Source organism: Cognatilysobacter lacus, from assembly GCF_008274655.1.
GTDB lineage: Bacteria > Pseudomonadota > Gammaproteobacteria > Xanthomonadales > Xanthomonadaceae > Cognatilysobacter > Cognatilysobacter lacus.
The window spans coordinates 1-19769 of sequence record NZ_VTRV01000046.1; the positions used below are offsets into that span (position 1 = coordinate 1).

18 protein-coding genes and 1 pseudogene are annotated in these 19769 nt (G+C 69.0%); 7 read left to right on the forward strand and 12 right to left on the reverse strand.

The genetic code is table 11. From position 1 onward, the window contains the following. Positions 1-96: pseudogene (locus tag FW784_RS14910) on the reverse strand (30S ribosomal protein S2); the annotation flags it as partial. On the opposite strand from FW784_RS14910, the gene FW784_RS06000 reads away from it, so the two are divergent. The 3 genes from FW784_RS06000 to FW784_RS06010 all read left to right on the forward strand — a co-directional run bounded on the left by FW784_RS06000 (position 79) and on the right by FW784_RS06010 (position 3303). Next, positions 79-285, forward strand: coding sequence for a Sua5 family C-terminal domain-containing protein (locus FW784_RS06000; protein ID WP_425481594.1), 207 nt, complete (start codon positions 79-81; stop codon positions 283-285). The pseudogene FW784_RS14910 and the gene FW784_RS06000 overlap by 18 nt on opposite strands. After that, the gene (pyrC, locus tag FW784_RS06005) at positions 282-1325 is read left to right on the forward strand and encodes a dihydroorotase (protein ID WP_149352450.1); all 1044 of its coding nucleotides are present in this window, start codon (positions 282-284) and stop codon (positions 1323-1325) included. Before FW784_RS06000 ends, pyrC begins: the two co-directional genes overlap by 4 nt. A 112-nt stretch (positions 1326-1437) precedes the next feature. Next, a complete protein-coding gene (locus FW784_RS06010) occupies positions 1438-3303 on the forward strand; it encodes a chloride channel protein (RefSeq protein ID WP_235893595.1) in 1866 nt (621 codons plus the stop codon). A gap of 316 nt (positions 3304-3619) precedes the next feature. Here the strand turns inward: FW784_RS06010 and FW784_RS06015 are convergent, their stop codons facing one another. The 7 genes from FW784_RS06015 to FW784_RS06045 form a co-directional block, all read right to left on the reverse strand. Beyond that, entirely contained in the window at positions 3620-4312 is a 693-nt protein-coding gene (locus tag FW784_RS06015) for an adenine nucleotide alpha hydrolase (protein WP_149352451.1), read from the reverse strand. Between the two features lie 45 nt (positions 4313-4357). Beyond that, a complete protein-coding gene (locus FW784_RS06020) occupies positions 4358-4702 on the reverse strand; it encodes a hypothetical protein (RefSeq protein WP_149352452.1) in 345 nt (114 codons plus the stop codon). A 129-nt stretch (positions 4703-4831) separates the two neighbouring features. After that, the gene (locus FW784_RS06025) at positions 4832-8236 is read right to left on the reverse strand and encodes an amidohydrolase family protein (RefSeq protein ID WP_149352453.1); all 3405 of its coding nucleotides are present in this window, start codon (positions 8234-8236) and stop codon (positions 4832-4834) included. A 96-nt stretch (positions 8237-8332) separates the two neighbouring features. Then, positions 8333-9277 carry a DegV family protein gene (locus FW784_RS06030; RefSeq protein WP_149352454.1) on the reverse strand — a complete coding sequence of 315 codons (945 nt, stop codon included), beginning with the start codon at positions 9275-9277 and terminating at the stop codon, positions 8333-8335. 146 nt (positions 9278-9423) lie between these two features. Next, positions 9424-9825, reverse strand: a complete 402-nt coding sequence (locus tag FW784_RS06035) for a DUF1761 domain-containing protein (RefSeq protein WP_187770698.1) — start codon at positions 9823-9825, stop codon at positions 9424-9426. 113 nt (positions 9826-9938) lie between these two features. After that, entirely contained in the window at positions 9939-11231 is a 1293-nt protein-coding gene (locus FW784_RS06040) for an amidohydrolase family protein (protein ID WP_149352456.1), read from the reverse strand. Beyond that, positions 11228-12655 (reverse strand): amidohydrolase, encoded by a 1428-nt coding sequence (locus FW784_RS06045; RefSeq protein WP_149352457.1) that lies wholly within the window; start codon positions 12653-12655, stop codon positions 11228-11230. Before FW784_RS06045 ends, FW784_RS06040 begins: the two co-directional genes overlap by 4 nt. A 175-nt stretch (positions 12656-12830) precedes the next feature. On the opposite strand from FW784_RS06045, the gene FW784_RS06050 reads away from it, so the two are divergent. The 3 genes from FW784_RS06050 to FW784_RS06060 all read left to right on the forward strand — a co-directional run bounded on the left by FW784_RS06050 (position 12831) and on the right by FW784_RS06060 (position 14918). Continuing rightward, the gene (locus tag FW784_RS06050) at positions 12831-13607 is read left to right on the forward strand and encodes an AMP nucleosidase (RefSeq protein WP_149352458.1); all 777 of its coding nucleotides are present in this window, start codon (positions 12831-12833) and stop codon (positions 13605-13607) included. 92 nt (positions 13608-13699) lie between these two features. After that, positions 13700-14257: a lysozyme inhibitor LprI family protein gene (locus FW784_RS06055; RefSeq protein WP_149352459.1), complete on the forward strand. Its 558-nt coding sequence runs from the start codon at positions 13700-13702 to the stop codon at positions 14255-14257. Between the two features lie 109 nt (positions 14258-14366). After that, a complete protein-coding gene (locus FW784_RS06060) occupies positions 14367-14918 on the forward strand; it encodes a DUF924 family protein (RefSeq protein WP_149352460.1) in 552 nt (183 codons plus the stop codon). Between the two features lie 138 nt (positions 14919-15056). Here FW784_RS06060 and grxD read toward each other — a convergent pair whose 3' ends face one another. Further along, a complete protein-coding gene (gene grxD, locus FW784_RS06065) occupies positions 15057-15983 on the reverse strand; it encodes a Grx4 family monothiol glutaredoxin (protein WP_149352461.1) in 927 nt (308 codons plus the stop codon). 74 nt (positions 15984-16057) lie between these two features. Between grxD and FW784_RS06070 the strand changes: the two genes are divergently transcribed. Further along, positions 16058-16891 carry a polysaccharide deacetylase family protein gene (locus tag FW784_RS06070; protein ID WP_149352462.1) on the forward strand — a complete coding sequence of 278 codons (834 nt, stop codon included), beginning with the start codon at positions 16058-16060 and terminating at the stop codon, positions 16889-16891. A gap of 120 nt (positions 16892-17011) precedes the next feature. On the opposite strand, the gene FW784_RS06075 is transcribed toward FW784_RS06070, so the two are convergent. From FW784_RS06075 to FW784_RS06085, 3 genes are read right to left on the reverse strand one after another with little or no spacing between them, the layout of a single operon-like run. Beyond that, on the reverse strand, positions 17012-17710 hold the full coding sequence (locus tag FW784_RS06075; RefSeq protein WP_149352463.1) for a methyltransferase domain-containing protein: 699 nt from the start codon (positions 17708-17710) through the stop codon (positions 17012-17014). Continuing rightward, on the reverse strand, positions 17707-18321 hold the full coding sequence (locus tag FW784_RS06080; protein ID WP_149352464.1) for an SGNH/GDSL hydrolase family protein: 615 nt from the start codon (positions 18319-18321) through the stop codon (positions 17707-17709). Before FW784_RS06080 ends, FW784_RS06075 begins: the two co-directional genes overlap by 4 nt. Beyond that, positions 18321-19568 (reverse strand): aminotransferase class I/II-fold pyridoxal phosphate-dependent enzyme, encoded by a 1248-nt coding sequence (locus FW784_RS06085; RefSeq protein WP_149352465.1) that lies wholly within the window; start codon positions 19566-19568, stop codon positions 18321-18323. The genes FW784_RS06080 and FW784_RS06085 overlap by 1 nt, the downstream gene beginning before the upstream one ends. Positions 19569-19769 lie beyond the last annotated feature (201 nt).

Here is a 19769-nt window from a genome sequence, read left to right on the forward strand (position 1 = left end):
GCGGTTCATTTCCTTGATGCCGCCGAGCGACGACAGCAGCTTCTCGCGCTCGCGACGCAGGCAACGGTCGAAACCGGCATCGACTGGCTGAGCCTGCCGCCTGACGCGCCCACTCAGGCGCGCCAGCTCTACCAGCGGCTGCGCGATGCCGATGCGCTCCGCCTCGACGTGCTTGTGGTCGTGCCACCAGCGGGCGACGGACTCGCGGCCGCGCTGCAGGACCGCCTGCGCCGCGCGGCGGGGCTCGGCGACGGCATTGCCGATGCGTCAGACTCGTCGTCATGACGACCGACCGCCTCACGATCACCCGCCCCGACGACTGGCACGTGCACCTGCGCGACGGCGCGATGCTTCGCGACGTGCTCCGCGACACCGCGCGCCAGATGGGCCGCGCGATCGTGATGCCGAACCTGGTGCCGCCGGTGGTGACGAGCGCCGACGCGGCGGGCTATCGCGAGCGGATCCTCGCCGCGCTGCCGGACGGCGCCCCGTTCCAGCCGCTCATGACGCTCTACCTCACCGATGCCACCACGCCCGACGAGATCGAGCGCGCGAAGGCCAGCGGCCTGGTGCACGGCGTGAAGCTGTACCCGGCGAATGCGACCACGAATTCGAGCCGGGGCGTCACCGACCTGCGCAATTGCGCGGCGACGCTCGAGGCGATGCAGGGCATCGGCATGCCCTTGCTCGTGCACGGCGAAGTGACCGATCCGGACATCGACGTGTTCGACCGCGAAGCGGTGTTCATCGATCGCGTGCTGACGCCGCTCGTGCGCGACTTCCCGCAGCTGAAGATCGTGCTCGAGCACATCACCACGACGGCCGCTGCCGAGTTCGTGCACGCCGCGCCTGCGAACATCGGCGCCACGATCACGGCCCACCACCTGCTGCTCAATCGCAATGCGATGTTCGCCGGCGGCCTGCGCCCGCATCACTACTGCCTGCCGGTGTTGAAGCGCGAAGTGCATCGGCGCGCGCTGGTCAGCGCGGCGACGTCCGGGTCGTCGAAGTTCTTCCTCGGCACCGACAGCGCACCGCATTCGAAGCACGCGAAGGAAGCGGCCTGCGGTTGCGCCGGCATCTACACCGCGCATGCGGCGATCGAGCTGTACGCCGAAGCGTTCGATGCCGCCGGCGCGCTCGACCGCCTGGAAGCCTTCGCCAGCTTCCACGGCGCCGACTTCTACGGCCTGCCGCGCAACACCGGGACGATCACGCTTGAACGTGCGTCGACGCCGGTGCCGGAGACCCTGCCGGTCGGCGGACATGACCTCGTGCCCTTCAGGGCCGGGACGACGGTTGCCTGGCGAATATCCCCGGGCTGAAGGTCCGACGCGCGCAGGCGCCGCCGAGCGTCGCTGCCACCCGTTCATTTTCCAGCCAGCCACTGGCGGCCGTAGTCGATAGGCTCCCCGGTTTTCCACTGCGGGACTTCCCATGTCGACCACCGGGCCGGGCGCGTCGCTGCGCACGACGATTCCGATCGCGCCTTCGCTCGATTCCACGCTCGCCACCGCGCGCATGCCGCGCCGCGAACGCACGGTGGAGCGACGCACGCTGCCGGTCACGGTGCTCGCGATCCTGCTGGGCATCATCGCGGCCTACGTCGCGAAGGCGCTGACCGCGCTGATCGGGCTGGTCACCAACCTTGCGTTCTTCGGACGCATCGACACCGCGCTGGTGGAGCCTGCCGGCCACCACCTCGGGGCGTGGGTGATCGTGCTTCCGATCGCCGGCGGGCTGGTCGTCGGCGTGATGGCCCGCTGGGGCAGCAAGGCGATCCGCGGTCATGGCATTCCCGAGGCGATGGAACAGGTGCTGCTCAACGAAAGCCGCATTCCCCCACGCATGACGTGGCTCAAGCCGCTGTCGTCAGCGGTGGCAATCGGCACCGGCGGGCCGTTCGGCGCCGAAGGCCCGATCATTGCCACCGGTGGTGCGATCGGCTCGTTGCTGGGACAGGTGCTGCATGTCACGGCGGACGAGCGCAAGACGCTGCTCGCCGCAGGCGCGGCCGCAGGCATGGCCGCCATCTTCAGCGCGCCGGTGTCTGCGGTGCTTCTTGCAGTCGAGCTGTTGCTGTTCGAACGTCGTGCGCGCTCGCTGATCCCTGTTGCTCTCGCCACGGTCACGGCGACCGGTATCCGCTATGCGCTGGAAGGAAGCGCCGCCGTATTTCCGATGCAGCCGATTTCGCCGGCCACGTTGCCCGCACTCGCGTTGTATGTCGCGCTCGGCGCGGTGGTCGGGATCGCCAGCGTGGCGGTCACGCGGCTCACCTACGGCATCGAGGACGCGTTCGAGAGGCTGCCGATCCACTGGATGTGGTGGCCGGCGATCGGCGGGCTCGCAGTCGGGCTCATCGGCTATGCGGTTCCGCAGACGCTGGGCGTGGGCTACGCGAACATCGAGCAGATCCTGTCCGGCCATACGACGCTCGCGTTCCTCGCCTTGCTCTGCGTGGCCAAGCTGGCTTCCTGGTCCATCGCGCTCGGCAGCGGAACCTCGGGCGGCACGCTCGCCCCGCTGTTCACCATCGGCGGCGCGTTCGGTGCCGCGGCAGGCATCGCGCTGGCGTCGATACCGGGCTCGGACGTCGATCCGCGCGTCGCCGCGCTGGTCGGCATGGCGGCGATGTTCGCCGGCGCGTCGCGCGCGGTGCTGACGTCGGTGGTGTTCGCCTTCGAGATCACCCAGCAGCCGCACGGCCTGTTGCCGTTGCTCGCTGGCTGCATGACCGCGTATCTCGTTTCCGGCCAGCTGATGGGCAACAGCATCATGACCGAGAAGATCGCGCGTCGCGGCGTACGCGTGCCGAGCGAATACGGGGCCGATTATCTCGATCGCATCACCGTCGGCGACGCCTGCACGCGCGAAGTGGTGACGCTGCCCGCCGCGCAGCTGCTTGCGACCACGCGCGCCTGGCTATTCAGTGGCGATCCCGATGCCGGCCACCAGGGTTACCCGATCGTGGAAGCCGATGGGCGCCTGGTCGGCGTGCTGACGCGCCGTGACCTGATCGGCCCCGCGGAGCGCGGCGCGGAACCCTTGCGCGCGCTGGTGACGCGCGCGCCTGCCGTCGTCGGCGAGGACCACTCGTTGCGCGAAGCCGCTGATCACATGGTGGACGAGGATATCGGCCGCCTGGTCGTCGTCGACGCCGCCGAACCGACACGGATGACCGGGTTCATCACTCGCGGCGACCTGTTGGCCGCACATGCGCGGCGGCTGCGCGAGTCGCGCGAAGTCGGGCGCGCATGGAACCTCCGTGCGACGCGCGCTCCCGCCGGCCCGACGCCTTAGCGACGTCGGTATGTCGTGGCCGCGCCTGCGCGGACCGTCGCCCGGCCGCCACGTCGAGCGCGCGACGGAAGCGCTCGGCGGATCGGGCGTTGCAGCGGATGGCGCGGAGCGCGCAAGTAGCCACGCGCATCGGGTGCAACGCCACGCGCCGGAAGCTGCACCGGACTCGCGGCCTGCAGCTCAGGGCTGATGGCCCGAACGACGTCGTCGACGCGAGACTTCGCGGGCCACGACTCGATCGGCTACTTACGAATGGACCCACGGCATTCCGCTGCGCGGCAGGCGCATGCGGTCGCCGCCGTGACAGGCGCTCGCCTCAGTCGCCCGCGCGTATGAAATCGGTATAGAAGAACCGCCCGTCCCGCAGCACCTGCTCGCCGGCCCGGACCGCGATCGAGCCGACGAACATCGGGCCGCCGACCACCAGCGTGTGGAACTCGCCGTTCTCGCCGCACGGATCGCATCCGGCGGGCAAGTCCGCGAGCAGCAGGTCGTCGAAGGTGCGCCCCGAGAACGATGCATCGATCTGCTGCGTATCCACGCAGCACAGATAGGCGCGCAGCCCGCCCGCGATCATCTCCCGTGCCAGTGACGCGGTGTCGGCGCCGAACAGCGGCGTCTCCACGCGCCAGCCGAGCTTCGCAAGCGACGCCTCGCGCCAGGCGCGCACGTCGGCGAGGAACAGATCGCCGAAGGCGACGGTATCGAGCGTCGGCCAGCGCGACCTTGCGCGCTCGAGCGCATCGGCGATCGCCACCTCGTAGCGCTCGTTGTCGCAAAGCGGCTCGATGGCCGCTTCGACCAGTGGCAGCCCGGTGGCGTCGGCCTGTGCCTGCAGGACATCGCGGCGGATGCCGTGCATCGCGATGCGGTCGACGCCTGTGTTGACGGTCGTCAGCAGCCCGACCACCTCGACGTCGCCGCGCATGCGCATGACGTGCAACGACCACGCGGCGTCCTTGCCGCCACTCCAGGACAGCAGCACGGCGCGACGCGCGGGTGTGCTCATCGTATGGCGTCGCCTGTGCGCATCGTGGCTCTGACGCGCGCCGGCTCAGGCCGCGGTGACGTCACGCAGCTGCCAGGCGCTGCCAGCGAGCAGGCGCAGGCGATGGCGCACGATCTCGCCCGGCAGCGTCGTGGTCAGCACCAGGTCGATCGAGAGGTCGTGCTGTTCGCCCTTCACTACGGCGTTCGGATCGCTTGCACCCAGGGCGGCGTCCACGCCGTCCGGATCGTCCTGCGCGCCGCGCCAGCGATCGAAGATCTCGGTGGTGCGCATCGCGCGCTGCAGTTGCTCGGCGAAGCCGTCGGCGCCATGCGCGCTGAAGGACATCGACGAGTCGCTGCCGCGGGCGGCGGCGCCATCGGGCAGACGGATGTAGTAGCGCGTCGGCATGTAGGACTCCTGCGGGATTCGCGTTCAGTGTATTCAGCATGCCACGGAGCGGCCGTGAAATCGGCGTCGTGCAATGCAGGACGACCCGCTCGAGGCGGGCCGTCCTGCTTGCGTTCCGTGCGGGACCGGTCAGTCGCGATCGGCGCCGGCGCTGGCTTCCTGCCCGAAGCTGCGACCGTCGCTGCCGCGCTGCCAGAAGAACACGGGCGCGGCTTCGTTGCGCCCGCCGATTTCCTTCATGTCGGCATCGACGTCGAACAGCCGGCCGTTGACCATCACGTAGCGCGTGTCGATCGTGCTGCGGATGTTGTCGAGCGGGTTCGAGTTGAGGACGACGAGGTCGGCCTTCTTGCCGACTTCGAGCGAGCCGATCTGCTTCGACATGCCGAGGTAATCGGCGCCGTCGATGGTGGCGGCGCGAAGTGCCTCGAAGTTGCTGAAGCCGCCCTGCGTCAGCATCCAGATCTCCCAGTTCGGCGACAGGCCCTGCAACTGGCCGTGACCGCCCACCTGGATGCCGATGCCGGCGTCGCGCATCTTCTTCGCCGACTTCGCGATCTCGATGTGCCAGTAATCCCAGTCGGGCGCGACTTCGCGACGGATGCTGCGTGCGTCGAGCGTCTCGCGCGGGAAGAAGCGCGCAAGCTTGTTGTCGTCCCACACGTTGTCATGTGCGTACCACCAGTATTCGCCCGACAGCCCGCCGTAGGTCACCACCAGCGTCGGCGTGTTGCGCACGTCGGTCTGCGACCACACGCCGAGCACGTCCTTGTACAGCGGCGCGACCGGGATGTTGTGCTCGATGCCGGTCACGCCGTCGAGCACCATCGGCATGTTGTGGTTGAACGTGGAGCCGCCTTCTTCCACGACGAGCAGGCCGAGTTCGCGCGCGGCCTGGTCGATCTGCTGGTGCTGGTCGCGGCGCGGCTGGTTGTAGCTCTTCACCGAGAACGCGCCGATCGCCTTCATGCGGCGCAGGTGGCTGCGCGCGTCGTCCAGCGAATTGACCACCGCCTTGAAGTCGCCGTCGGCGCCGTAGAGGATCGTGCCGGTGGAGAACATGCGTGGGCCGACCATCTTTCCGGCCTTGAGCAGTTCGGACTGCGAGAACACGAACTCGCTGCTGGCCGACGGGTCGTGCGCGGTGGTGATGCCGAACGCGAGGTTCGTGTAGTACGCCCAGTTCTGCTGCGGCACCACGCCCGAGCCGAAGTTCGCGGCATGCGCATGCACGTCGACATAGCCGGGCACGATGGTCTTCCCGTGCGCGTCGATGGTGCGCGCGCCGGCCGGCACGGTGACCTGCGACGCGGGGCCGATCGCGGCGATGTGGTCGCCGTCGACCACCACCGTGCCGTCGTCGATCACGTCCCGGGTCGTATTCGCGTCGCGCATGGTGACGATGCGCGCGTGGGTGAACGCGACGGCGCCCGCGGGTGCGTACACCGATTGCGTCAGCCCGACCGGAATACCGCCGTCGTTGCTCGGCTTCGGCAGGTCCTTTGGCGCGCCCGGCAGGAACGCAAAGCTCTGGGTGAGGTCGCGCGAGAAGTAGCGGTCACCCATCATCCAGTGCAGCGACTTCGAGTCGGCCGCCCAGTGCAGGTAGCTGCCGACGTCCGCGCTCACCTGCGTCACCGGCACCGCCTTGCTGTCCTTCGACAGTTCGATCGACTGGCCGGTTTCCACCAGCGGCGCGACGTAGGCATTGAACAGCTCGGTGAACGCGACCCACTTGCCGTCGGGGCTGATCGTCACCGTGTCGGGATACTTGAGGTTGAAGACTTCGCGAGGCGCTTCGGCATTGAGGCCGATCGACATCAGCTTCTTCTTCAGCCCGCCGCCAGTGAAGTAGTACACGCGCGTGCCATCCGCGCTGAACTGCGGCGCGTCGCCTTCGTCGGCGATGCGCTTGGCGCCGCTGCCGTCGGCGTTCATGACGTAGATGCCGGTGTCGTTGCTCCACGTCGAGCCGGTCATGCCGCTGCCGCCGGACTTCGTATAGACGATGCGGCGGCCGTCCGGCGAAAAGCGCGGGCCGTAGTAGTAACCCTTCTCGGCGGTGAGCTTGCGGCCGGCGCCGGTACCGGATGCGTCGCGCAGCCAGATCGCGGACAGGCCGTCGTCGGACCACGTGGTGTAGAGCAGCTTGCTGCCGTTCGCGCTGAAGCTCGGCTGGTATTCGTACACGCCGGTGTTCGACGTGAGGCGCTCGGGCGTGCCGTTGGGCAGGGTCTTGCGCCACAGCTGGCCGACGGCATTGAACACCAGCGTCTTCCCGTCGGCGCTGGTGGCGACGTCGCGGATCATCTTCGGCGTGAAGCTGCCCGATTCGATCTCGTGCGTGAAGCGCAGCGGTGCGGTGACGGTCTGCTCGACGTCGGCGGTGAACGGGATGTTGTTCGGCTTGCCGCTGGCCATGTCGACGCGCCACAGCTTGCCCTGCGCCCACACCACCACGGACTTCGAATCCGGGGTCCAGTTGAAGTCGCTGTACGGGCCGAAGATCGCCCACGCCTCCTGCTGGTCATGCGACAGGCCGTCCCACACCGCGCGCACCTGACCGCTCTTGAGGTCGAGCACGTGCAGCACGGACTTGTCGCGGATGCGCTTGACGAAGGCGAGCGATTTGCCGTCGGGCGACGGCTGCGGCCGCATCGCGCCACCCGGGGTGTCGATCAGCGTGTCGACGTGGCCGTTGCGGCGGTCGAGGCGCTTGATCGCATAGATGACGCCGTGCGGGTCCTTGTTGTACTGGAACGTCGGCCCGGGGCTCACGTCCTCGCTGAAGTAGACGTAGCGACCGTCGGGTGACACCGCCGGCTCGCCGAGATCCTGCTGGTCGTTCTTCTGCTTGGTCAGCTGGATGCCGGTACCGCCGCCGGCCACGTGGTACATCCACAGCTCGCCGGCGCCGAGCGAGCGCTCGCCGGTGAAATGCTTGCGGCCGATCAGGAACTGCCCGTCCGGCGTCCACGCGGCGTTGTTGAGCAGGCGGAAGTCCTCCTTCGTCACCTGCACGGCGCCGCTGCCGTCGGTGCGCATCCGCCAGAGGTTGTTGCCGCCGCCGCGATCGGAGGTGAACGCGATCTGCGTGCCGTCGGGGGAGAAGCGCGGTTGCACGTCCCAGGCCGGGCCCGAGGTGATGCGCGTCGCCTTGCCGCCACCGATCGGCAGCAGGTACACGTCGCCCATCATCGAGAACACGAGGCGATCGCCCTTGGGCGAGACGTCGACGTCCAGCCACGTGCCTTCGTCGGTGGTGAAGCGCACGGTCTTGGTCGGGCCGTGCGGGGCGTTGACGTCCCACTTCGACGCGTCGGCGTCGTCGCCGGGCTTGGCGCGGCCGCGCTGGGCCTGCCCGGGGTCGTCCGCCTTGGGCACGCCCGCGGGGTTGAGCGCGTCCTGCTCGAGTTGCGTGTCGGGGGGAGGCGGCGGTGTGTCGCCTTTCTGCGCGGTCTGCGCGAGGGCGGACGAGCCGATCGAGAGCGCGCCGGCAAGCGCGACGAAGAGCAGGGTGCGGCTGGGATTCATGGCATCGACGGGAAGGGAAACCCGTCGACGGTACCCTTTGTGGCAGGCGCGCGGACCGGGCCGGAAGTCAGGCCGGCGTGACGCGCGTCGCGGGACTCAATCCCAGGCCGGCGCGTCGGAGGCGAAGCCCATCGTCAGCGAACCGCGGCCGGTGTTGACCATGCCCGTGAGGCTCATGAGGCTTTCGAACACCTCGACCTTGTGCGCGCGGCACGATTCCATCAGGTCGGCATAGCCTGGCAGGCGTCGCATTTCATCGAGCAGGCCGCCGTAGCTGAGCGTCAGCGTGGGCGTGAGCAGCTTGCCGTCGCGCACGCGCCTTGCGGCGAAGCCGAACAGCTTTTCCGCCGCGTTGTCGAACCCCTTCACTTTGGCGACGGGCCCGGTCTGGCCACGGTTGCAGTGCAAGATCGGCTTGATGTCGAGCGCGCTGCCGAGCGTGGCGGAAAGCAGGCTCACGCTGCGGTCGCCACGATGACGCGTGCGCGCGCGCAGGTAGTTGAGCTCCCGCGTCACCATGTAGGCCTGCGTGTTCAGGGCCACCTGCTCGAGGCGCGCACGCATCTTCGGCGCGCCTTCCTGTGCGTCGCGCAGCCGTACGGCTTCGACCGCGGCGACCGCCTGCCCGGCGAACACGCTCTGCGTATCGATCACGCGCAACGAGAACGGCGTGGTGATCCCGGCCGCGGTACGCGGGCCCTTGTAATCGTTGAGGATCGCGAAGCTGGCCTGCTGCGCGTTGTCGTGCACGGGGCTGCGCGACTTCGCGATCGTCATGCAGAAGACGTAGTCGTAGTCGATGACCAGCTTGCGCAGGAACAGGTCCTGCACCTGCTGAACGCTGAAGGGCTGCGTTTCCGCCTTGGCCATCAGTTCGTCGGATTTGTTCTCGAGGAACTCGAGGCTCGCCTGCTCGTTGCGCTGGTCTGCGAGCACCGCGTCGCCGATGCGCACGGTGATCGGAAGGATGGTGAGCTCGTGTTGCTGGATGTACTCGAGCGGCAGGTCACAGGCCGAGTCGACTACGAGACCGATGCGCATGGAATTTGCCCCCTGTGGCCTGTTAACGCTTCATCGCGGACAGGAGTATCGGCCTGTCCACCGGTTCCTTGAACACTACGGGTCGACGTTTGATGCAGATGCGGCGTAGCGGTTCAGCATGCGGTTGCGTACGTTGGCGCGGATCGTCAGTGCCACGCGCCGAGGATGGCGCCGTAAAGCGTGAACTGGACCACGTGGTAGCCGCCGTCGATCAGCCACAGCAGCAGAGGCCGTGGCGCCAGCGCGTAGTTGATGCCGAAACTGGTGGCCACGAACAGTAGGCCGATGAGCGCGCCCAAGCCGGCGCCGTGGAGCGCATCGACGCCTGCGGGCAATGCAAGCGCCATCGCGGCCGCAGTAACCAGGCTGAGCACGAAGGCGATCGCGAACGGGCGTGCACCGTGCGGCGTGCGCGCGGTCGGGTCGATGCCCATCGCGCGGCCCCAGGCTTTCACGAACAGCGGGCCATACCAGAGGCCGCCGAGCATGAACGCCGACGCCGCGGCGACCAGCACTGGTAGCGGATGGATCGAGTCGAATGCGGTCATACGGTCCCGGTCGAGTGGCGCCCCGCGCGGCCGGGCAAGCATACGCCTGTGCGCCGCGTCACGAAAAAGGCCGCCCAGACTCGCGTCGGGCGGCCTCGTTCGCGGCGCATGGCTCAGCGACGGTGGTCGGGTACGTCGTAGGCGCGCGGCATCGCGCCCTTTGGCGCCATGTAACGGTCGCGCAGTTCTGTCTGGCGGCTACGCATGCTGATCGCGCGGCCGTCGAACCAGACCTGCTTCGCCACGTTGGCGACGTCGAGCGGATCGCCCGTCCACAGCACCAGGTCCGCGCGCTGGCCGACCGCGATCGACCCCGTGTCACGAACGCCGAACACCTCGGCCGGCACGCGGGTGAGCGCGGCGAGGCCGTCCTCCCAGGGCAGGCCGTTGGCCACCGCGTTGCCAGCCAGCTGCCGCGTGTTGCGTGCGTTGTGGGTCGGGTTCTCGCCGCCCTGCACGATGCCGACGGTCACGCCGGCCTGGCGCAGGATCGCCGCATTGTCCATGCGGGCGCCGATCTGGTCGAAGCTCGCCGGAAGATCCGCAAGCGGGTCGACGAACACCGGCACCTTCGCGGCCGCGAGCTCGTGCGCGACGCGCCAGGCTTCCGCGCCGCCCACCACGCCCACGCGCAGGTGCTGCCGCGCGGCGAACTTCAGCAACTGGTGGATATCCGCCGCACGGTCGACCTCGAACATCACCAGCCCGCCCCCGTGCGCGAACCGGGCAAGCGTGGCGCGACCCGCCGGGGTCAGGCTGGCGACGCTGGTGTTGGCCGGGATATGGCCGCGTGCTTCGTCGAGCCACTGCTCGAGCAACATCCACTGAGCCGCGCGCGACTGCCCGGTCTGCTCCGCGCTCTGGCTGCCGAGTGCCACGAACAGCACGCGCGGGCCCACCGGATCCGGCGAGCCGTCCATGCGCACCATGCCGCCCTGGCCGAGGATGATCGAGCCGCCCTCGGCGAGGCCCGGCATCAGCATCGTTTCGCCGACGCCCTCGATGCGCGTCACCGGCACCGCGGACGCGTCCGGGCTGAAGGCCAGGGTCACGTCGAACTCGGGTCGCACCACCATCTCGTGGGTCTTGCGCCCGAGGCCCAGGTCGGCGTCGACGGTCGATTCCTCGCCCGAGACTTCCTCGATGCCGAGGTGGGTGAGGCCGCCGAACAGTGCGGGCGTCACCGGCGCGCCGTGGGCGTCGACCGTCTGCACGCCCGCGGGCGCGGCGAGGCTCGTGCCGACGGCTGCGATGCGACCGCCGCGGACCAGGATGTCGGCGTGCTGCAGCGTTCCGCGCGCGGTGGCGGTGTGCACCGTGGCATCGCGGATCAGAAGTTCCTGCGCGGGGGCCTGCGTCGCCAGTGCGAGCAGCACCGCGCCTGCGAGCGTGGACAACCGGCTCATCGCACGCCTCCCGTGGGCGCGGCGCCCTGGCCGAGCATGAAATCCGAGACCGGCTGGCGCGACGGATCCTTGCGGTCGTACACGCGCGCGCCGTCGATATAGACCTGTTCGGCGTGCGCGTAGCTGCTGAAGGGCGTGCCGTTCCACACCACCACGTCGGCCATCTTGCCGGCCTCGAGCGTGCCGGTCTTGTCCAGGATGCCGAGCGCCTTGGCGGGGTTCTTCGTGAGCCAGAGGATGGCGTGCTCCGGCGCGATGTCCATGCCGGCGAGCTTCGCGTGCGCCATCACCTTCGCCGCTTCCTGGTTGAGGCGCTGGATGCCTTCCTCCGAATCGGAATGCACGATCGCGCAGCTGCCCTGCGGGCGGTCGACCAGCGCGATGTTTTCCTGGATGCCGTCGTAGGCCTCCATCTTGAAGCCCCACCAGTCGGCCCACATCGCGCCGCAGACACCTTCGGCGGCGAGGCGGTCGGCAATCTTGTAGGCCTCGACGGCATGGTGGAACGCGGCCACCTTGAAGCCGAATTCCTTGGCGAGGTCGAGCATCGTCGCCATCTCGTCGGCGCGATAGCAGTGGATGTGCACGCGGATGTCGCCGTTGATCGCGCCGGCCAGCGTGTCCATCTTCAGGTCGCGCTTGCCGCCGGTGGCGTTTTCCGAGTCGGCCTTCGGTTCGTCCGACCACCAGTGCTTCTTCTCCGGAGGCGGGGCGGGCCGGTTCTTGCGGATGTACTCGGTGGCGTCGATGAAGGCGGCGCGGTAGCCGGCCACGTTGCCCATGCGCGTTGACGGGCCGCCCTTCTGGCCATACACGCGCTTCGGATTTTCGCCGCACGCCATCTTCAGGCCCCATGGCGCGCCCGGGAACTTCATGCCCTGGTACGTGGTGGACGGCACGTTCTTGAGCGTGACGCCGCGGCCGCCGATCAGGTTCGCCGAGCCCGGCAGGATCTGCAGCGAGGTGATTCCGCCGGCCAGCGCGGTGAGGAAGCCCGGGTCCTGCGGCCAGATCGAATGCTCGGCCCACACATTCGGCGTGGTCGGGCTGGTGGCTTCGTTGCCGTCGGACTGCGCGCTCACCGCCGGGCTCGCGTACACGCCCAGATGCGAATGCACGTCGATGATGCCGGGCGTTACCCATTTGCCCGTGCCGTCCACGACGGTCGCGTCGGCCGGCGCTTCGAGCCCGCGGCCCACGCCGACGATCGCGCCGTCGCGCATCAGTACGTCGGCGCCGTCGAGTCGTTCGCCGGTGCCGGTCAGCACGGTCGCATTGCGGATCAGCACGGGCCCGAACGGGACACGCGTGTAGGTGCTGGGATACGGGTCCTGCACGAAGCGCGACGGCGCCTTGGCGGCGCCGGCGGCGATCGGCGCGATCAGCGCGACCGTGCAGATGAACGAAGCAAACGTCTTGAGCATGGAGGTTCCCGCGAGTCAGCCGACGACCCTAGCCCGGCGTCGTCTCCCCGTCTCCATGACCTAAGTCATGCCGAAGCGCACGCAGGTGGCGTTTTGCGCAACGCGTCGCAGGGGATGCAGCGCGGCGGGCCGCGCCCGCGGCGTGCGACCATTCGCAAAAAAAGGACTCATGTCGATGAAAGACAAGCAAGAGATCGTGGCCAACTGGCTGCCGCGCTACACCGGCGTCGCGCTGGAGGACTTCGGCCAGCACGTGCTGCTGACGAATTTCGGTGGCTACCTGCACGTGTTCGCGCGCCTGATGGGCGCCGAGGTGGTGGGCCTCGACCGGCCGATGCCCAGCGCCACCGCCGACGGCATCACCATGATCAATTTCGGCATGGGCAGCCCGAACGCGGCGACGCTGATGGACCTGCTCTCGGCCATCGACCCCAAGGCCGTGCTGTTCCTCGGCAAGTGCGGGGGCCTCAAGCGCAAGACCGTGCTGGGCGACCTGGTGCTGCCGATCGCGGCGATCCGCGGCGAGGGCACGTCGAACGACTACATGCCTCCCGAGGTGCCCGCACTTCCCGCGTTCGCCCTGCAGCGCGCGGTGTCGACGATGATCCGCGACCTCGGCCACGACTACTGGACCGGCACCGTCTACACCACCAACCGCCGCGTGTGGGAACACGACGAGGCGTTCAAGGAATACCTGCGCAAGCTGCGCTGCATGGCCATCGACATGGAGACGGCGACCATCTTCGCCGCCGGCTTCGCCAATCGCATTCCGTGCGGCGCGCTGCTGCTGGTCTCGGACGCGCCGATGACGCCGGAAGGCGTGAAAACCGCGGCTTCGGACGCGCGCGTCACCGCCGATTTCGTCGACAACCACATCCAGGTCGGGATCGAGGCGCTGCGGCTGATCCGTCGCCACGGCAAGTCGGTGAAGCACCTGCGCTTCGACGAATGAACACGGCCCGCCGGTAACCGACGGGCGGTTTTCAACGTCGCGATCGCTGAGATGCCCCATCTGCAGACTGTCACACCAGACAGGAGCAGGACATGGAGCAGGCCTTCCTGGTGGCCCTCGGCGCGGCGCTGACGTGGGCTTTCTACTTCGTGCAACGGCATGTCGAGCGGCGCCACACCACCGAGGCGATCGAGCGCAGCCAGAAACTGCTGGCGCTCAAGCAGGGCCTTGAAGGCGCGAAGACCAGCCTGGGTGACCTGCAGCGATTCGAGAACGGTCTCGTCGGCAAGGCGCAGGTGGCCGTGGAGATGGCGGACGGCTATCTCGCACGCGCCGAGGAAGTGGTCGAGCGCGGCGCGGTCGACGTGCTGCAGGATGACGAATTCACCGCACAGGCCCGCGAGCGCCTGCTGTTCGCTGATGCGAAGCTGCGTCGCGTGGTCGCACGCCTGCGTTCACAACTCGACGCAGACGGCCAGGCCTCATTCGATCGCACGCACATGCTGTGGCTCGCCTTCCGCGACCGCCACGCGCTTTTCATCGCGCAGTCGTACGCGCGCGGGCCGATTCGTGCGCTGATCCAGGCGGTCACGCTGGAAAGCCTGACGATGGCGTGGATCGCGGAGCTCGAGACGCAGCTTGGCGAGTGAGGCGATCATGCGACGGGGTCGCAGCTTTGCAGCCGGACGATCCCGTGCCCGGCTACGCTGCGATCATGCCCGGGCGGCCGCCACCGCCGGTATCGAGGAGCATCGCACCATGACTGTTGAAATCTCCACGCCGAGCGACGTGATCGGATTCTGGCGCGAGGCCGGGCCGTCGAAATGGTTCGCGCGCGACGACGCCTTCGACCTGCAGTGCCAGGGCCTGCTCAGCCTGCACTTCGCCGCCGCGCGCGGCGATCTCGACGCCTGGCGCAACGACGCCGCCGGCTTGCTCGCGCTGCTGGTCCTGCTCGACCAGATTCCACGCAACGTGTTCCGCGGCAGCGCGCATTCGTATGCGACCGACCCGCTCGCGAAATCGCTCGCGGTGCACGCCATCGCCGCGGGCTTCGACCTCGCCACGGACGAGCCACTGCGAATGTTCTTCTACCTGCCGTTCGAGCATTCCGAGTCGCTCGACGATCAGCGGCTCGCGCTGCAGTTGCATCGCGAGCGGCTGACGACGCCCGATGCCGATCGCTGGGCGAGGCTGCACCTGGACATCATCGAACGCTTCGGGCGCTTTCCGCATCGCAATGCCGCGCTCGGGCGCGAGTCGACGCCCGCCGAGCGCGCCTTCCTCGCCGAGGGCGGATTCGCGGGCTGACGCCACGAACGTGCCCCTGTACGCACCCGGCGAACGCGTCCGGGCTCGCGTGCATTGTCCCCATTCGCCGCAGACCCGAGCCCCACGAAAGAACGGCCGCCGAGGCGGCCGTCCCGTGTGTCCACCGCACGTGCTGACTCAGTAACGCGGTACCGCGGGGTCCACCTGCTCCGACCACGCATCGATGCCGCCGTCGACATTGTGCAGACGGGTGAAGCCCAGCCGGTGGAAATGCTCCGCTACCGCCGCGCTGCGGCGGCCGTGGTGGCAGAGGAAGGCGAGCGGCGTGTCCTTCGGCAGGTTCTCGAGTTCCGCGGCGGCGTCGCCGTCCATCACCGAGAACGGCACGCGCACGGACGCAATCGTGCGTTCCTCCGCCGGGCGCACGTCCACCAGCGTCAGCGCGCCGTCGCCGAGCATGCGCGCGGCCTCGGCAGCGCTGATCGACTTCACCGTCTTCGCATTGGGGTTGTCGATCACCAGCCCGCGGCCGCGCTCGTCGTCGACCCAGTCGATTCGCAGGCCGTTCGCGCGCGACGCGCTCGCGAGGTCGAACTGCGCGCGGATGCCGTCGACGTCGGTGGCGATCGCCTGCGGGTCGATCGGGCCCATTTGCAGCTGCGCGCGGTGATCGGCGTCGACCGACACCTGCAGCGCGTAGCCGGGGCCGGCGCCTGCGATGGCTTCGCGCAGCATCTTCGCGGCGGCGGGCGTGATCTCGATGGACGGCGGCGTGCGGTCCGGCGCCTGCACGCCGAGCAGCGCATGCAACTCGCCGGAGTTCGCCATCTGCATGACGATGTCGCTGCCGCCGACGAGTTCGTGGTCGATGTACAGCTGCGGAATCGTCGGCCAGTCCCCATAGGCCTTGATGCCCTCGCGGATTTCGGCATCCGCCAGCACGTTCACGTGCGCGTAGTCGATGCCGAGGCCATCGAGCACGCCCACGGCTTTCGCGGAGAAGCCGCATTGCGGCATGGACGGATCGCCCTTCATGAAGAGGACGACGCGATTGCTCTGCAGCAGCGAATCGATACGGGCGCGCAGGGCGGGTTCGAGTGACATGGCGGTAATCTTGAGGAAAGCGAACCGTCATTCTACGGCGGCGGCCCCGTAAGCCCGCGTGGCATTATCCGCAGATGAGCGTTCCAGCCATCGCCGTCCACCGCGTCCCGCGGCATCCCAATGCCTGGTGGGTCGTATTGCTGCTGGCGCACTGGCTGGTCGCGTGGCTGTGGTGGAGCTATGGCTGGCAGGTCGCGCTGCCGCTTCTGGCGGTAACCCACCTGGCGATGGTGTGGGGCACGTTGCGGCCGGATTCACGGCTTTTCGGCCCGGCGCTGACCCGTGTCGCGACCGATCAGCGCGTGCTGTGGCTGACCATCGACGACGGCCCGTCCGACGAGACACCGGCCGTCCTCGACCTGCTGGATGCGCACGGCGCCAAGGCGACCTTCTTCCTGGTCGGCGAGCGCGCGCGGCGCTATCCGGAGCATGTGCGCGAGATCCTTCGCCGCGGCCATGGCATCGGCAACCACAGCGACTCGCACTTCACCCGACGCTTCTGGGCGCTCGGCCCGCGCACGATGCGCGACGAGATCGAGCATGCACAGGCCACGCTGACCGAAATCGCGGGCATTCGCCCGGTGTGGTTTCGCGCGGTGGTCGGCATGGCCAATCCGTTCGTCGCCGCGCCGCTTCAGCGGCTCGGGCTGGCGCGTGTTGCCTGGACCGCGCGGGGTTTCGACGGCGCGGTGTCCGATCCGCGGCGCGTGCTGCGGCGCGTGGAACGGCAGCTCGCACCCGGCGTGATCGTGCTCGCGCACGAGGGCGCGCGACACGGCCGCAACCTCGAGACGCTCACGCTCCTGCTGCAGCGTTTCGACGAACTCGGCTACCGCTGCGTGGTGCCCGTGCCGCAGATGGCGGGCGGCCCGGACATCGCGCCGGTCGAGACACGCCTGGCCGACTGAGGCGCATCGCCGCGCTCGATCAACGCCGGGCAACGGTGACGTTGCCGGAAGACACGGAACTTGCGGCGGTGACGCACCCGTCGGCCGGCCGCTGTACGCCAACGGACCACCCGGCAGGCTTCAGGCGTCGCGTCGAGCCACGATCTGCCAGTTGTTGAACGGCGTGTTGCCGTTGAGCGGGGCGATTTCGTAACGCAACCCGGCTGCATCCAGCCGTTCGCGCAGCAACGCCTCGTCCGGATAGCGACGCGGCGGCGAGTACATCCAGCCCGCTCGCGCGGCCAGTGTGTCGAACGCCTTGCTGACGCGTGGCCGCCAGCCCGGCGTGGCCAGCCCGCTGCGGATGAAAAGCCGGCTGCCCGGGTCGAGCATCGCACACGCCGCGTCGAGGATTCGAACCTGCGCCGGCGTGTCCACGTACTGCAGTACGTCCAGCAGCGCCACGCTGCCGCGATGCGCCGGCAATTCGCCGCCCAGATCCATCGCCTCGAAGGCGACACCCTGCAGCCCCGCGCGCGCCGCGATGCGCTGCGCGTGGACGATCTTGGCCGCGTCGATGTCGACCCCGCGATACGGCACCTGGATGCCGTCCTCGCGCAACGTGTGCGAGAGCAGGCCCAGCCCGCAGCCCAGGTCGAGCAACGGCGCGTGGGTGCCGCGCAATGCGTCCGCGACCGCGGGATACAGCGGGTCGCTCGACAGCTTGGTGCGCGTGTAGAAATAGTTCCAGCGATTGGCGAAGCGCCCGTCGGGTCTGAACGCGGCCGCGATCGCGTGCGCGCGCTTGGCGTCGAGCGGGCGTCCGCTGGCGTTGGTCACGGGCGGCCCAGCAGGCGTTGCGCCACCGGCAGCACCACGTCGACCCAGCGCGCATACATGGCAGCTGAAGGATGCAGGCCATCGGCGACCAGCATCGCGTCGAGGTCGCCGTCCGTCCGGCTGTCCGTCGTGATGTCGACGAACGCGACGCCGCGGCCGGCGCACATCGCGCGCGCCGCATCGTTGAAGGCGTCGATCTCGCGAGCGATCTGCGCGGTGTCGCGACCTTCATTCCGCGCGAAGCGGGTGACGCCCCAGTCCGGCACGGACAGCATCAGCATCCGGCCGACCCGGCCACCGGCCAGCGCCGTCGCGGTGTCGAGCAGCGAGGTCAGCTGCGCGCGGTACTCGGCCACGCTACGGCCGCGGTACTGGTCATTGACGCCGATGCAGATGGTCACGAAGTCGTGCGCGGTCATCGGTTGCGCCATCGCGATGCCGGCTGCGAGCTCTTCGGTCGTCCAGCCGGTGGTCGCGATGGTGCGCGGGTCGGCGATGTCGAAGCCCCGACTACGCAGCGCGCGTGCGAGTTGCGCCGTCCAGCGCGCGTCGGGTGCGACGCCTTCGCCGCAGGTGTAGCTGTCCCCGAGCGCGAGCCACTGGATCTGCATCAAGCGACCCGCGCCGACTGCGTCGACGCTGCGTCGGCGTGGCGGTCGAGGACGCGTTCGATCCGCGCGAACACCTCGCGCAGCTGGTCCGGCGGCGGCAGCAGCGTCACCCGGAAGTGGTCGCGGTCGCGCATGTTGAAGCTGGTGCCGGGCACGATCAGCACGCCCTCACTCTCGAGGGTCTCGAGTGCGAACGCCTGGTCGTCGAAGCCGATGGCGGCGTCCCCGACCACTTGCGGGTACCCGTACAGCGCACCCATCGGCGCCACCATCGTCAGGTGGCGGCTGGCGGCAACACTGTCGATCACCGCAAGGCGCGCTTCATGCAGGCGCCCGCCCGGGCCGGTGAGGTCGTGGATGGTCGCCGCGCCGGACAACGCGGCTTCGATGGCGAACTGCCCGGGCACGTTGGCGCACAGCCGCAACGCGCCGAGCAGGTCCATCGCATGGTGGAAGTCGCCGACCGCGAGCGGATCGCCGCTCAGCAGCGCCCAGCCGATGCGCCAGCCGCAGGCGCGGTACACCTTCGACAACCCGCCGAACGACAGGCACGGCACGTCGCCGGCAAGCGGCGCCAGCGGCTGGAACACGGCGCCGTCGTAAAGCACCTCGTCGTAGATTTCGTCCGACATCAGCAAAAGCTTGTGCTTCGCGGCGATCGCGACGATGCGTTCGAGCAGCGGGCGCGGGTAGACCGCGCCAGTGGGATTGTTCGGATTGATGACGACGATCGCGCGCGTGCGCGGGGTCACGAGCCGCTCGATCTCGTCGGGGTCGGGCAGGTAGCCATTCTCGGCGGCGCAGTTGTAATGCACCGGACAGCCGTCGTTGAGGATGGTCGCGGCCGTCCACAACGGGTAGTCGGGCGACGGCACCAGCACTTCGTCACCGGGGTTCAGCAGCGCGCGCAGCGACAGGTCGATCAGCTCGCTCACGCCATTGCCGATGAAGATCCGTTCCGGCGTGGGGTTGGGCGCACCGCGGCGGCGGTAATGCGCCGCCAGCGCCTCGCGCGCGGCGGGCAGGCCCTGCTGGTGCGTGTAGGGGTCGGTCTCGTGGATGCGGTCGGCGATCGCGCGTTGCAGGTGCTCGGGCACGCGGAAGCCGAATGCGCCCGGGTTGCCGATATTGAGCTTGATCAGCGTGCGGCCCTGCGCCTCGAGTTCGCGCGCCCGCCGTGCCAGCTCGCCGCGGATCTCATAGCGGACTTCGGTCAGGCGTTCGCGGGTCTTGAGCGGATGCGACATGGCAGCGGGGGCACGGTGCGTGGAAGGCGGGCCAGCCTACCGGAATTCCCGTGGCCGCCGATGACCGGCAGCCGCACGGCGACTGGCTAGAATCGGCGCATGAGTGATTCCACGGATCCCGTCACGATCGAGACCGATGCCGACGCCCTGCGCGCGATCGGCTGGCCGCTGGCGGACGGCGCCGGCGACGACCTGCCCGAC

Excerpts from the sequence above, each read along its gene's own strand:
- FW784_RS06060 (WP_149352460.1), top strand. The coding sequence starts at position 14,367 with ATGACTGTTGAAATCTCCACGCCGAGCGACGTGATCGGATTCTGGCGC.
- FW784_RS06055 (WP_149352459.1), top strand. The coding sequence starts at position 13,700 with ATGGAGCAGGCCTTCCTGGTGGCCCTCGGCGCGGCGCTGACGTGGGCT.
- FW784_RS06030 (WP_149352454.1), bottom strand. The coding sequence starts at position 9,277 with ATGCGCATCGGTCTCGTAGTCGACTCGGCCTGTGACCTGCCGCTCGAG.
- FW784_RS06080 (WP_149352464.1), bottom strand. The coding sequence starts at position 18,321 with ATGCAGATCCAGTGGCTCGCGCTCGGGGACAGCTACACCTGCGGCGAA.
- FW784_RS06035 (WP_187770698.1), bottom strand. The coding sequence starts at position 9,825 with ATGACCGCATTCGACTCGATCCATCCGCTACCAGTGCTGGTCGCCGCG.
- FW784_RS06025 (WP_149352453.1), bottom strand. The coding sequence starts at position 8,236 with ATGAATCCCAGCCGCACCCTGCTCTTCGTCGCGCTTGCCGGCGCGCTC.
- FW784_RS06040 (WP_149352456.1), bottom strand. The coding sequence starts at position 11,231 with ATGAGCCGGTTGTCCACGCTCGCAGGCGCGGTGCTGCTCGCACTGGCG.
- FW784_RS06085 (WP_149352465.1), bottom strand. The coding sequence starts at position 19,568 with ATGTCGCATCCGCTCAAGACCCGCGAACGCCTGACCGAAGTCCGCTAT.
- grxD (WP_149352461.1), bottom strand. The coding sequence starts at position 15,983 with ATGTCACTCGAACCCGCCCTGCGCGCCCGTATCGATTCGCTGCTGCAG.
- FW784_RS06020 (WP_149352452.1), bottom strand. The coding sequence starts at position 4,702 with ATGCCGACGCGCTACTACATCCGTCTGCCCGATGGCGCCGCCGCCCGC.
- FW784_RS06070 (WP_149352462.1), top strand. The coding sequence starts at position 16,058 with ATGAGCGTTCCAGCCATCGCCGTCCACCGCGTCCCGCGGCATCCCAAT.
- FW784_RS06015 (WP_149352451.1), bottom strand. The coding sequence starts at position 4,312 with ATGAGCACACCCGCGCGTCGCGCCGTGCTGCTGTCCTGGAGTGGCGGC.
- FW784_RS06045 (WP_149352457.1), bottom strand. The coding sequence starts at position 12,655 with ATGCTCAAGACGTTTGCTTCGTTCATCTGCACGGTCGCGCTGATCGCG.
- FW784_RS06050 (WP_149352458.1), top strand. The coding sequence starts at position 12,831 with ATGAAAGACAAGCAAGAGATCGTGGCCAACTGGCTGCCGCGCTACACC.
- FW784_RS06010 (WP_235893595.1), top strand. The coding sequence starts at position 1,438 with ATGTCGACCACCGGGCCGGGCGCGTCGCTGCGCACGACGATTCCGATC.
- pyrC (WP_149352450.1), top strand. The coding sequence starts at position 282 with ATGACGACCGACCGCCTCACGATCACCCGCCCCGACGACTGGCACGTG.